11 protein-coding genes are annotated in these 12,339 nt (G+C 40.0%); all 11 read right to left on the bottom strand.

Annotated features, from left to right (window positions below):
- Positions 1–24: 24 nt before the first annotated feature.
- Positions 25–993: a UDP-glucuronic acid decarboxylase family protein gene (locus ACULLH_RS04590; RefSeq protein WP_454087548.1), complete on the bottom strand. Its 969-nt coding sequence runs from the start codon at positions 991–993 to the stop codon at positions 25–27.
- A 7-nt stretch (positions 994–1,000) separates the two neighbouring features.
- Positions 1,001–2,353: a UDP-glucose dehydrogenase family protein gene (locus ACULLH_RS04585; protein WP_454087547.1), complete on the bottom strand. Its 1,353-nt coding sequence runs from the start codon at positions 2,351–2,353 to the stop codon at positions 1,001–1,003.
- An 87-nt stretch (positions 2,354–2,440) separates the two neighbouring features.
- The gene (locus tag ACULLH_RS04580; RefSeq protein WP_454087546.1) at positions 2,441–2,749 is read right to left on the bottom strand and encodes a DUF4842 domain-containing protein; all 309 of its coding nucleotides are present in this window, start codon (positions 2,747–2,749) and stop codon (positions 2,441–2,443) included.
- Positions 2,750–2,939: 190 nt separating this feature from the next.
- On the bottom strand, positions 2,940–3,632 hold the full coding sequence (locus tag ACULLH_RS04575; protein WP_454087545.1) for a hypothetical protein: 693 nt from the start codon (positions 3,630–3,632) through the stop codon (positions 2,940–2,942).
- Between the two features lie 96 nt (positions 3,633–3,728).
- On the bottom strand, positions 3,729–4,628 hold the full coding sequence (locus ACULLH_RS04570) for a glycosyltransferase family 2 protein (RefSeq protein ID WP_454087544.1): 900 nt from the start codon (positions 4,626–4,628) through the stop codon (positions 3,729–3,731).
- A gap of 10 nt (positions 4,629–4,638) precedes the next feature.
- On the bottom strand, positions 4,639–6,123 hold the full coding sequence (locus ACULLH_RS04565; RefSeq protein WP_454087543.1) for an O-antigen ligase family protein: 1,485 nt from the start codon (positions 6,121–6,123) through the stop codon (positions 4,639–4,641).
- Complete coding sequence (locus ACULLH_RS04560) at positions 6,120–7,466, bottom strand: oligosaccharide flippase family protein (protein ID WP_454087542.1); 1,347 nt, start codon at positions 7,464–7,466, stop codon at positions 6,120–6,122. Before ACULLH_RS04560 ends, ACULLH_RS04565 begins: the two co-directional genes overlap by 4 nt.
- Positions 7,466–9,694, bottom strand: coding sequence for a GumC family protein (locus ACULLH_RS04555; RefSeq protein WP_454087541.1), 2,229 nt, complete (start codon positions 9,692–9,694; stop codon positions 7,466–7,468). Before ACULLH_RS04555 ends, ACULLH_RS04560 begins: the two co-directional genes overlap by 1 nt.
- Before the next feature lie 6 nt (positions 9,695–9,700).
- Positions 9,701–10,441, bottom strand: a complete 741-nt coding sequence (locus ACULLH_RS04550) for a TolC family protein (RefSeq protein ID WP_454087540.1) — start codon at positions 10,439–10,441, stop codon at positions 9,701–9,703.
- 2 nt (positions 10,442–10,443) lie between these two features.
- Positions 10,444–11,673 (bottom strand): sugar transferase, encoded by a 1,230-nt coding sequence (locus tag ACULLH_RS04545; RefSeq protein WP_454087539.1) that lies wholly within the window; start codon positions 11,671–11,673, stop codon positions 10,444–10,446.
- Position 11,674: 1 nt separating this feature from the next.
- The gene (locus ACULLH_RS04540; RefSeq protein ID WP_454087538.1) at positions 11,675–12,040 is read right to left on the bottom strand and encodes a response regulator transcription factor; all 366 of its coding nucleotides are present in this window, start codon (positions 12,038–12,040) and stop codon (positions 11,675–11,677) included.
- Positions 12,041–12,339: the final 299 nt, after the last annotated feature.

Below are 12,339 nucleotides of genomic sequence, written 5' to 3'. Positions count from 1 at the left end.
ATTATGCATTCGAATTAACTATTACTACCCTTCTACTAATTCTTTGATGGATTTTTCCTTGAGCAGATTATCAAAGTACTCAATGGTTTTTCCAAGACCTGTCCTTAAATCCACGCTGGGTGCCCATCCTTTCAACTTCTCCTGTGCAAGTGAAATATCCGGTTTACGTTGCATGGGATCATCAGCTGGTAAAGGCAAATGAATAATTTTTGATTTGGATCCTGTTATATCGATAATGTTTTCAGCGAGTTCCAACATGGTAAACTCTCCCGGATTTCCAATATTGATTGGACCGATGAAGTCATCTTCGGTGTCCATCATTTTAATCATTCCATCCACCAAATCGCTTACATATTGGAAACTTCTGGTCTGGGTACCATCACCAAAAATGGTAATATCCTTTCCTTGCAATGCTTGCATGATAAAGTTTGACACCACACGCCCATCATCCGGTTCCATTCGAGGGCCGTAGGTGTTGAAAATTCTAATAATCTTCACCAATACATCGTTGGAATTATGATAGTTCACAAACAAGGATTCAGCACAACGTTTGCCCTCATCGTAGCATGATCTAATTCCTATGGGATTTACATGGCCCCAATAATCCTCTGGTTGCGGATGCAGCTCAGGATCTCCGTACACCTCACTGGTAGATGCTTGAAGGATTTTTGCCTTGATGCGCTTGGCGAGTCCAAGCATATTTATTGCCCCCAAAACTGAAGTTTTGATGGTTTTTATTGGGTTATGCTGATAGTGTACCGGCGATGCTGGACACGCCAGATTGTATATTTCATCTACCTCCAAGAAGTAAGGTAAAGTCACGTCGTGCCTCACTACTTCGAAGTATGGGTTATCCATTAAATGGACAATCTTACTTTTTCTTCCCGTGAAGTAATTATCCATACTTATTACTTCATTGCCCTCTCTTAAGAGTCTTTCACATAAATGGGAGCCAACAAAACCTGCCCCTCCGGTTACCAATATTCGTTTCATTGCGCTATTAAATGTTTACGGTTTCGTTTTCAGTGCTATTCACCACATTTCTGCCGATACTGTAGTACGTAAATCCAATCTCACCCATTTCCTCGGGATCGTATACATTCCTTCCATCAAAAATGAGCTTCTCGTTCATCAGTTTATCCAGAATCCTGAAGTTTGGCATTCTGAACTCGGACCACTCAGTGACCACTATTAAAGCATCTGCCTCAATGATCGCGTCATATTCATCTTTTGCATATTCTATTTTATCTCCCAGAATGCGGTGGGTTTCTTCCATAGCTACTGGGTCATACGCTCTGATATTTGCCCCCATGGCCTTTAACTGATCAATAATCACCAAGGAAGGTGCTTCACGCATGTCATCGGTCTTAGGCTTGAATGACAGTCCCCAAAGTCCGAACTGCTTACCTTTTAAATTCTCTCCAAAGTGAGCTTTGATTTTTTCAACCAATACTGATTTTTGACGATAGTTAACCGCTTCAACTGCTTTCAAAACTTCCAATGAATGTCCATATTCATCAGCAGTGCGGACCAAGGCCTGAACGTCTTTAGGGAAACAACTACCTCCATATCCTGTACCGGGATAAATGAACTTATTTCCAATTCTGGAATCTGATCCAATTCCTTTTCGAACCAAATCGACATTGGCACCGACCAATTCGCATAGGTTGGCGATATCGTTCATGAAACTGATTTTGGTTGCCAGCATTGAGTTCGCCGCATACTTCGTCATTTCAGAAGAGAAAATATCCATGAACAACAGCGGATGACCATTCATAAGGAAAGGCTTGTAAAGTTTACGCATCACTTTTTCCGCGCGCTTGCTTTCAATTCCGACGACTATACGGTCGGGCTTTAGAAAATCATCAACAGCACTCCCTTCCTTAAGAAATTCAGGGTTGGACGCCACATCGAACGGAATGCGGACCTTTCGCTTGGACAACTCCTCTTCTACGGCTGACTTTACCTTGAATGAAGTTCCAACTGGTACCGTACTTTTGGTGATGATTACTTTGTAATCTTCCATATGCTGCCCGATTTCCCGAGCAACTCCCAATACATATTTTAAATCTGCACTTCCATCTTCGTCAGGTGGGGTGCCTACGGCAATAAAAACCGCATCACTATCCTTGATCCCTTTTTTAAGGTTGGTTGTGAAAGAGATTCTGCCCTTGTCAATATTACGTTCTAATAGTACATCGAGTCCTGGTTCGTAGATAGGAACCTCCCCATTGCGTAGTTTTTCAATTTTCTTTTCATCAATATCCACGCAAACGACATTGATTCCGGTTTCTGCGAAGCAGGTTCCTGTAACAAGGCCTACATAGCCCGTTCCGATTACTGTAATATTCATAACTTGATATTTCTATTAAGGTTGATGTTATTTTTCTTTTTAATCATTCGTTTATTTTACATACCAATTAAAATCCTGGGTGCCACCCTAATTGGCCCAATTCACCAACTTTGGATACTGTAATGTAATAGGGATTGATTCGGGAGGAGCGACAAAGTCAGCATAGATATTTATCGCCCATGGCAGATTGATTTCTGTCTTATAATATCTACCTACAGGAATGGCATTAAACTCTCGAAATTCACCTAAATTACCTCCTTCACTTAACGCATAATCAAATCCGTCAGGACCATTTAGTTCTGTAAGAGAACCAGTAGGATTGGTCTCACCGAAACATGGGGAAGCGGTCAAAACCAAAGCACTAAGGACAGTAATTCTTAAAACTTTAAATATCATGGTAGGTATAATATTTTTGTAAATATTATCCTACATTTTAAGAGAGAAAAGTATTTGTTGTAAAGTATTGAATTCGTGTTGTCAATACGCTGCAATGGGGTTCTTGCGACCGAAATTCATCAGTTTTCGCTTCCAAACTTAACCATCATAGTCAAGGTCCAAAACAAATTAAGATTGATGGATATTCAAACTAGTCTTTATACTGGATGTATAAAAGTTGTTCTTCTTTGTTTAACCTTGCGTTAACCTTCTTCCCATAAAAATTAATTACACCCTGCAAATCGACCATGATAAAATCTTTCGAAGAAATCACAAACTCCCCAGGTTGGACGGAAGTTTTTATCATAAATGATTTTTCTTGGCAATTTTCCAGGGCTTCCGACTCATAGGTTTTGGTATTTACGTTCCATTTTATTTCGAAGTCGTTGCCAGAATCCAAATCAGTCAATTCAGCTGTATGAGTCCGTATCTGTTCTCCTATGTTTTCCGTGGTTTGATTTTTAAACAAGGTTTGGAAACATGACATATTCCCCGAGGTTACATAACCATCACTGCTCTTTTCTGGATAGTCATATATTTGATAATTGCCACATATTAAATTGACAATATCTTCAAGTTTATCAGGAGCTGCATAAAGTTTATCATCATCTTCAAACAACTGTATAAAAGGAAATATTACAGGACTTTCATTCATTTGAATACTGCTTTGCACAGCTTGATCTCCCAGATAGGAATATAAATATGTTTTACCGTCTTTTTGCAATACCAAGTTTACAACACTAGTATTGGTCTCACTGGTGAACATTAAATAGACCATAAATCCACTAAAAAAAGTAATACCCAGGACGAGGTAAATTCCCCAACGTTTTTTTCTTTGCGCCATGCTCATTATTTTATCACCTAAAAATAGCAAATATTGCTCCCGACACTTTGTCAATGGATAAAATAGGGGTAGCGATTGATGGTTATTGAAACGGGCTTATCCCATTTCCGCCCTATGGGTCAAATTCCATGAAATGGCCTTCCAAAAAGCCTTGAAATGCTTTAGTTCCCTTTTGATCAGAAATTGCAAGCTGTTCTTAGGAATGGACACAAAGCATTGGAACAATAAACTAATGCCCAACTGTAAAGGTTTGAAGTTACGCCGTGCAAACAAGATTCTATTTCGAGATATATAATAGGTCTTCAATGGACTGAATTTACCCGTAGAAATCGATTCTTTATGAAGGATATGTGATTTCGGTTGATAGTAAATTTTATATCCTGCTCTCTTGATCATTTCCGCCCAATCGTGCTCCTCATAATATAGAAAGTAGATCTCGGTCATCATCCCGACCTTGTCCACGACAGTTCTAGGCACCATCATTGCAGCTCCGTGAATGGATTCGGTTTCTCCTTCAGTGTCAAAACGCCCATCATCCTTTTGATGGTATCCAATACTGTTGTTACGAATGGTCCAATGATTCATTGGGGTATAGCCCGCATATTGTATAAGTTCTGGATTCCAATGGAATTTTATTTTAGGACTCACCATCCCTATGGTTTTATCTTCTTGTAGGGTTTGGACCAGCGGTTCGATGAACCCTTCCGGAACGATAGTGTCATTATTAATGAACAACAGATAATCTCCGGTTGATTGTTTGACCCCGAGATTGTTCCCACCCGCAAATCCAAGATTTTCCCTGCTTTTGATCAAACAAACCCCAGGATATTGTTCTTTGATTATATCGGGACTGTCATTTGGTGAAGCGTTGTCCACCACAATCACCTCAATATTGGGATAAGTCAATCCCTTTAGGGATTCTAACATCTCCAATGTTACTTCAGATTCGTTATAGTTTATGGTGATAATGGACACCAATGGAAAATTTTCTGTCATACGTTGAGTTTTATGCTGCAAGAGCCAGTTCTTCCTGTTCCAATTGTTCTTTTTCTTGCTGGATCTTTCTATCCCATTTTGGGGAAAGGAATATGAAAACCATGCCCACATACATTAAAATCCCTGTGGGAAACTGTCCAAATACCCCATTTCCATAGGAAGCCAACATGATTCCTGCCATACCACAAACCAATGCGGTAATCTGTCCCTTGATCCAATCATCCCGAATTTTAAACATGCAATTGTACGCTCCGGTTATCAGAATAAAGAACAAGATGAACAGGTGCAAATAAAGTCCAACAATACCCATATCGGCCCAAATGGCCACAAACCAACTATCTGTTGCTGTATTGGCCAAAAAAGTATGTGGGGTAAATCGCTGTCCCCAATTACCCGTGGATCCGATACCACCTCCAAAAGGTCGTGAAGCCAAATACCCTGAAAGCTTTTTTTGATTATCCAAACGTACTTGCAAAGAAGCATCGTTAGGGTCAAATGCCGTCCGCATCCTTCGAATCTGGTCGTTGTTATTTCCTATTGTGGTATACTTGAAAAAGACAAAAACGGCAATTCCCGCCATGGCTCCCAACACAATACTTGGAATATGTTTTCTTATGATGATGAACATGACCCCGCCCATGGCTGGAACAGCAATTGCTCCTCTGGTCCCGGAAATCAGCATCCCATAAAGCCCCATAATGGCAACAAAGCCAAAAAATGCCCTTAACTTAAAGTTGTCTTTCATGAACAAGGCCAAAATGCCAAATACCACTCCGGTATGTCCTTGAGATGCCCCAAACTGTCCTGCATCAGAATAAAATGAGAATATCCGAAGCTTTCCAAAAAGCACATGGGTAACTGCACCTCCACCATCCAACCAAGCTTGTTCGAAAGGGTCGACCCCGAGGGTCAACTGCATAATTCCTTTTAAGGTTCCCAGGATACTGATTCCACCCCAAATCATAAAAAAAAGCATCAAATCTTTGGGTCGATTGAACAGGATAAAACACAAGGGAATGATCAACCATTGATACAAGGCTATTCCCCTCATGGCATAAAACCAAGCTTCAATACTTACGGCTTCTGGGTTTACTGCCTGGAACATGGCATATCCAAACCAGACACTCACAAGAATGGTCAATTGGGAACGGGCATTGTTCCAAGGTATGCGTATTCTGAACTCCTTGAAAAAAAGGGCTGCATACATCATGAACAAAAGTCCATCCACAAGCAGGCCCCAAGTACCCGGCAAGTACCTTGAAATTCCGGTCACAAAAAAACTGAAAGCTATTATGGTAATGATACCTATTCTTGGGGAAAGAAAAACATTGATTACGTAGAGCATCCCCAAGGGAAATGCAATAATGCCAATTCCGGCAATAAGGCCTTTTGACGCGATAAGCAAAGCTGATGCGATGACCAACGAAAACAATGTAAGAATGGGCAATGGTTTCTTCAACAAGTCCTGGCCGTATGTTCGCTCAAATGGATTCATGGTGCCAAATAGGTATTAAGACTTTTGAAGAAAAGTATCCCTTCGGGAAAAATCCGTCTGGATTCGATTTGTATTTCTCGGCTCAGATAATAGAAACCGAGAAAAATCCCAATTATGGTGAATATTACTGTTCCAACCGCAACTAAAGCCAATGATTCAAACACAAAAACAGCAACAAAATCGACAATAATATTCGCCATCGTCATGATTATGACCTTGTTCAAGTTCAATCTTGGTTTGTTGATACTGTCCAAAAGGACACCTGTGAATCTATCAATAGGCAGCAGTAAAGTGTACAAAGTGAATATTCTAAAAATCAATGTGAGTTGGGGCAATACCTCAACATATTCATTTCCTCCCAAAATGAGCACAAGCTCTTCCGCGAAAATGAAACATACGATGGATACCGGCACGAACAATAAGGTAATTGCACCGGAATAGGCATAAAACGTTTTCCGCACTCCCGGTATATCACCATCAATGCATTTTTTTGACATCCGTGGATAAGCGGTCATCGTGAAACTACGTAGCGGAATTCCTAAAAGGTCGGTCAACTTCAATGGAATGGCATACATTGCAATTCCGGCGGACCCCAAAATTGGACTCAGTCCAATGATAAAAGTATCAGCGCTTTTCAATAAGCTAGACCCTATCAAGGTTCCCATGGAGTATTTCCCAAAATTGATAAGTTCTTTGGTGGTATCGCTATCGGCATGTTTTAGGTATAGACATCCGTCCCATTTCTTTACCATGCACCAAATACTTGATACAACATTTACCGCCAAGTGGACATAAAGGATTTCAAGGATTCCCAAATGCAACCACCAATGGTTCAAAATGAGAAAAACCACAAATAGCCCAATGTTGGAAAGGCGGACATACATCATGCCCTTAAAGTCTTGCTTCGCCTGGAACAGTGCCATGGAGTTGTTCCAACTTAAATTGGTCAATCCCAAAATGGGATACCAAGCTAAAAACAATATATATCCATAGCTTATTTCAAAACCTCCGGTAAGGACAAAGGCATATAAAATCCAACAAAATGCAGTTATTAGAGCGAGCAGTTTAAGATTGATCTTAAAGCTCGAGCCCATCAGTTTTTTATAATCCTCTTGCTTTGCACCTGCTAATAATCTTACTGAAGAGGTTTGGGTCAATCCAAATCGTAAAAGATCCACGAAAGTGGCCAGTGTAACATAGAGGACCCAATCACCGAAGAGTTCTTTGCTTAATTGCCTGGTCAATAGCATAAAGCTCATCAATCCCAACGCTGCGATAAGCACATTGGTCATCAAGGAGCTCATGTTTTTTTCCCGTACTATGTTCCCCAATCTTTTCAACATTAGGCGACCGTTTTTTTTGCGAAGAATCGGAGTTGCACCAATCGCTTTATAAATTTTCGTATCAAGGATCGTTTTTTGGGTAGGTCACCAACCACAGTTTCCATTTCCAAGATTTTGACCCCATTTAGTATAATGGTAGGTTCCGGCCCAGTGGTTGCCTCATTGAACAGTGCAAGTGCGTTCTGGTCTGCTTCTCCCCAAGCTCTATTGGCCCTTACCACCAAAAAGGAATGGTCCATAGTGGCTGCCAATTTAACGGGGAAAGGATTTTTAATGATCCCTGGCAGCTCCAAGATGATAAAATCGAATAGGTTGAAATCCGCTACCACGGAGTTTTGATCAAACTCTTCAATATTTGAAATCTTATAAAGCTGATCACTTACCTCATAGGTGATTTTTTGGTAACTCTCATCCTGAATGGCCAAGTCAAAATCATCATAGGTAATATGCAGTGTTTTATACCCCAATTCACATAGTTTGTCTATCAGGTGCTTACAAACAAATGTCTTTCCTTCACTTTCCTGTGTTGAAAACAACATATTCGCAACAGGGCCATCTGATTTTTTCTTGAATTGATTAAGTATGATGTCACGCGATATGGCATTTACCGCCTTGTTTTGAAGGTATTTATAGTCGATTTTTTTGTTTTTGCTGCTAATTACCGGGAAAATTGAGGAAACCTTCAACTCCATCTTTTCCTCTGCCCTTTTGGCGGTATTGAGGTTACCATCAAGAAATTCGAGGACCAAAACTGTTATGGCCACCAGAATAAAACCAACCACCGCAGCCACAATGACCAGCATCATCCTCTTGCTCGGATTAGGTTTTATAGGAAAAAATGGAACCTCCGTAATTTTGAGATTTGATTGCAGTTCCACATTTTGTTGTCTTAGTTTGGCCAGTCCCAGACTATGCAGAAGACTTAGATATTCTTGTTCTTCAATGTTTATTTTTCTTTCCAATTTCTTCATGGTTGCACCCAAGGGAGCATACCAAGTATACAGCTCATCAAATTCTATTCGCTTCTGATCTAATATTTGTAGCTCCGCCTTCGCTCCTTCAAAATTGATGGTATTGGACAACCAATCGGTTAGAATGTCCGAAGATGCTACCCCGTGTTTATCATGATCGACAACAAATACCGTATCAACTGCTTTTTTAAGTTCCGTTTTGACCTTGTTCAATCTTTTGGTAGACTCGGCAATTTTTTCCGCATTTGAGGCTTGAACTGTGGAATCTCTTGATAAATCCAAACTTTTCATCGAGATAGCGTAGTTGAGTTCGGCCAGTTCGTTCCTTAAATCCAATATCCTATTGCTCTGAAGCCGTTTCTTCTCATGAGCGCCCAATTTTTTCTCCAACTCTGGAAGTACTGCTTTGGCCGCATGATATCGTTGTTGTACTTCTTGATATCGCAACTCAAAATTTTCTCTACGCGAAGCCAGCTGTTTGGTCTGTTCGTAGTAATTCATGATTTTGTTCCCCTTATTGAAATTGAGCAGTTCTTTTTCAGCGGCGTTGAGTTGACTAGTGGTTTTATTTAGTTGATTTTCAAAGTAATTGACCACTGCATCTGACTGATTTGCCTTTATGTCCGCATTTGCTTTGATAAAAGTTTCTGAAAGAATCAGCAATGTGTTTTGACAAATTCCGGGATCTTCGGATTGATAGGTTATATCAACAAAATCACTTATGGAAATACGTCTGACACCTATCTTCTCCAATATTTTCGCAATACTATAATCGGGATGCTCCAGGTTTAGAAGTTCATTGATAAAATTATCATGTCCTTCTTCTTTATACTGTAAAAAGCTTTCATAGGTTTTTTGTAAATCTCCCTTGATTACCAGCGCTTTCACGTCTTCTGGCACAATCTCCATTAATTCGCCATACTTCTTTTTGGAGATTATCCTAATATCTGCGCTGTCCAAAAGCATATGCTGGGCGAATAGCTTGAGTGCCACCGTTTCTAGTGTAGTTCTTGATTTTATGAGGTTTAGAAGGTTGTCGTAGGCAATATTGGTCTTGCTATAATCAAATTTGGTGTTGTCCAACTCTATGGTCGATCCCGAAGCAAATGCAGTATAGATCCTAGCCTTTGAATCGTATACCTTAGGTTGATTTTGGGTAAGGACAAAAACAAGACCTCCGAGCACAATTGGCACCGTGATAAGGAGCCAAATATGACGCAGCAGTATCCTTACAAAAAACAACAGATTAAACTTCATCGCTACTTAAATATTCAGTTTTATCCCTACAACTTCCTCTAAAAGAAGAACTGCAAGGCTCAATTCGGATTTTTGGGATTCATGGGCCACAATGGCTTCGTTGAGCATTTGACTAAGTCGGGTATATTCCGACACAGGAATAATTCCATTTTTATAGTCGGTCTCAGCACGTAGTGCCTGCACCTTGTACGTATCCACAATGGTTCCATAAACAAATAGCAGTCTGTGTGCTTTTAACAGGCCATTGTAACGGGTAATCACAAGTTCACGAATCCTGACTTTATCAACCTCTTTTTCATACCTGGATTTTTCCGCTTCAGCTTTGGCAGATCTTACGGTATTTTTTCTGTTGAGAATTGCGGAGATTGGTATTTTTAATGAAGGGCCAACGGTGTACCTGTCCTGTTCTGTTGAAAACAAGGTTTGACTCGGTTGTGGCGCCCCAGAAAGTTGGGAAGCCGTAAGGTTATCGAATACCCCATAGCTGTAAACAGCTTCCAAATAAAGGTAATCCAACCATTTTGTCTGTGCCAAACGTTGTCTTGCCTTCCAGTATTTTTGATCGGCATCACGGTACTTCAGCTCTGGCGAATTTTGGTGTGCCAAAGCGATTAGGCTGTCCAATGACGGTAGTACCCGGGTAATATCATTTTTTTTGAGGTTTTCAGCTATAAACTCGTCGATTTCTTGACTTATGGATAATTGCCCCAGCAATAAAAATGTAATTACCATAAATTTCATTCTCATTGCTATACATTTTCTTTTTGGAAAACTGCCCTAAAGGTTCTTAGCACGATCCACATATCAATTAAGAATGCAAATTTGCTATTGGCATATTCCACATATTTTACATCGAGCTGTTTTCGTTCTTCTGGAGACATTTTAGAAGATCTTCCCCTGGCTTCTACCTGCCAAAGTCCTGTAATTCCGGCCGGACCATTGAATCGTTCAGTCCATTCGTCCGTAGTCAACATTTCTGCTTCATACAGTGGCAAGGGCCTATTGCCCACAATCGACATATCTCCTTTTAATACATTGATCAATTGGGGCAACTCATCAATACTAAGTTTCCGTATTATCTTTCCAACTTTGGTTATCCGTGGATCATTATCAAATTTCACAAAGGCACTCTCTGCACTTTTTTTCCTTTGAGTATTGTGCAAGATTTCGTTCACCTCTGTATCATCGCCTATGAGCACGGTACCCTTATCCGGGATTTCTTCGGAGGCCGCAGATTCAGTTTCCTTATCATCATCATCGTTTATATATTGATTTAGATGTTCAAACTCCTTTAAGCGCTTATCTGCGTCAGGGTACATAGACCTCAGTTTTAAAAAATTAAAGATCTTATAGCTGGTTCCGACCCTTTTGGAAATGTAATATACTTTCCCCTTGGACTCCAATCTGATGGCCAGGATTACCAACAAAAGAAAAGGAGACGCCAACAATAAAACGGTAGAGGCAACAGCGATATCAAAACTTCTTTTCCAGAATCCGATCTTATATTCTTTGATTCCTTCTTTTTCCGAAGAAATTTTTTGTTCCCTTAGATTTGATTTGAGTTCTTTCAAGAATCCAATACGCTCTAGCACTTGCTCAAAACTGATGGGGTGAATGAAAATATCGTCGAAACCTTTTTCCAATGCTGCAAGTTTATCTTTCTTGCTCGCCTTTTTACTTAATAGCACAAAGGGTATCTTTTTTGATGGATCGAACACTTCTTCAACATACTCACTGAACTCATTGAGCTGTTTTACGGGAATATTTTGCTCACAAAGAATTGCATCAACATTTTGATTTGCGTTTATCCACTTTTTTGCCTTGAAATCACAGTTAAGATGCAGCCATTTGATAGCATCCACTGTGGTTTGTGACGAGCTTACCTCCACACTTTCGGAAAAACGATGGAATTCATCTGCAAATCTGGTGTTGTCCCCTAGATAAAGTATCCTTGTTTTTTTCTTTGTAAGTACTTCCATACTATTGTCTAATTAACAACTTGTCTACCCGTATCATCAATTCTTCTGGATTGAACGGTTTTACGATATAGTCATCTGCTCCCAACTTAAGGCATTCAACCCTATCAGAGCTACTGTCCCTACAGCTTAAAACTATGATTGGAATGTCGGAGAAGACCCCTGATTGCTTGATTCTTCGAATAAGCTCGAAACCATCCATTTCTGGCATTTCCAGATCAGTAATGATCAAATCAGGCATATTGCCTTCTTGTAGCCAAGAAATGGCTGCCAAACCATTCTCCATCGTGGTAACTGAATGGGACTGCCCCAAAAACTGAGCTACCAATTCACTCAACGATTGCTTGTCATCTACTACTAGTATTTTCATGATATCTGTTTTTGTAGTACTTATTTTAATTTAAAAGTAGGATTTGTATTACTTTATCTAAATTGATTGTTGTAAAAGGCAAGCTTTATGTGGTGTGGGTGTTTAATTGTGATATTGTCCCCACCATGAAGGAAGTCTTAGCAAAACTGTGTTAACGCGCCAACCTAACCCAAGGAGAAACCCAAACTACAGATCATTCCTCAAAATCCTGACGTCGATTTAAGTGGCAAACTACTAAGCATGTGCAATTGAATAATAATATTGTAGGATTTTTCCTTCTTATGGATTATCTTCTCCGC

Source organism: Flagellimonas sp. 2504JD4-2 (genome assembly GCF_053642935.1).
The sequence above is the reverse complement of the archived record's forward strand: the minus strand, read 5'-3'. Positions and strand labels throughout refer to the sequence as shown.

Excerpts from the sequence above, each read along its gene's own strand:
- ACULLH_RS04590 (WP_454087548.1), bottom strand. The coding sequence starts at position 993 with ATGAAACGAATATTGGTAACCGGAGGGGCAGGTTTTGTTGGCTCCCAT.
- ACULLH_RS04585 (WP_454087547.1), bottom strand. The coding sequence starts at position 2,353 with ATGAATATTACAGTAATCGGAACGGGCTATGTAGGCCTTGTTACAGGA.
- ACULLH_RS04580 (WP_454087546.1), bottom strand. The coding sequence starts at position 2,749 with ATGATATTTAAAGTTTTAAGAATTACTGTCCTTAGTGCTTTGGTTTTG.
- ACULLH_RS04575 (WP_454087545.1), bottom strand. The coding sequence starts at position 3,632 with ATGGCGCAAAGAAAAAAACGTTGGGGAATTTACCTCGTCCTGGGTATT.
- ACULLH_RS04570 (WP_454087544.1), bottom strand. The coding sequence starts at position 4,628 with ATGACAGAAAATTTTCCATTGGTGTCCATTATCACCATAAACTATAAC.
- ACULLH_RS04565 (WP_454087543.1), bottom strand. The coding sequence starts at position 6,123 with ATGAATCCATTTGAGCGAACATACGGCCAGGACTTGTTGAAGAAACCA.
- ACULLH_RS04560 (WP_454087542.1), bottom strand. The coding sequence starts at position 7,466 with ATGTTGAAAAGATTGGGGAACATAGTACGGGAAAAAAACATGAGCTCC.
- ACULLH_RS04555 (WP_454087541.1), bottom strand. The coding sequence starts at position 9,694 with ATGAAGTTTAATCTGTTGTTTTTTGTAAGGATACTGCTGCGTCATATT.
- ACULLH_RS04550 (WP_454087540.1), bottom strand. The coding sequence starts at position 10,441 with ATGAGAATGAAATTTATGGTAATTACATTTTTATTGCTGGGGCAATTA.
- ACULLH_RS04545 (WP_454087539.1), bottom strand. The coding sequence starts at position 11,673 with ATGGAAGTACTTACAAAGAAAAAAACAAGGATACTTTATCTAGGGGAC.
- ACULLH_RS04540 (WP_454087538.1), bottom strand. The coding sequence starts at position 12,040 with ATGAAAATACTAGTAGTAGATGACAAGCAATCGTTGAGTGAATTGGTA.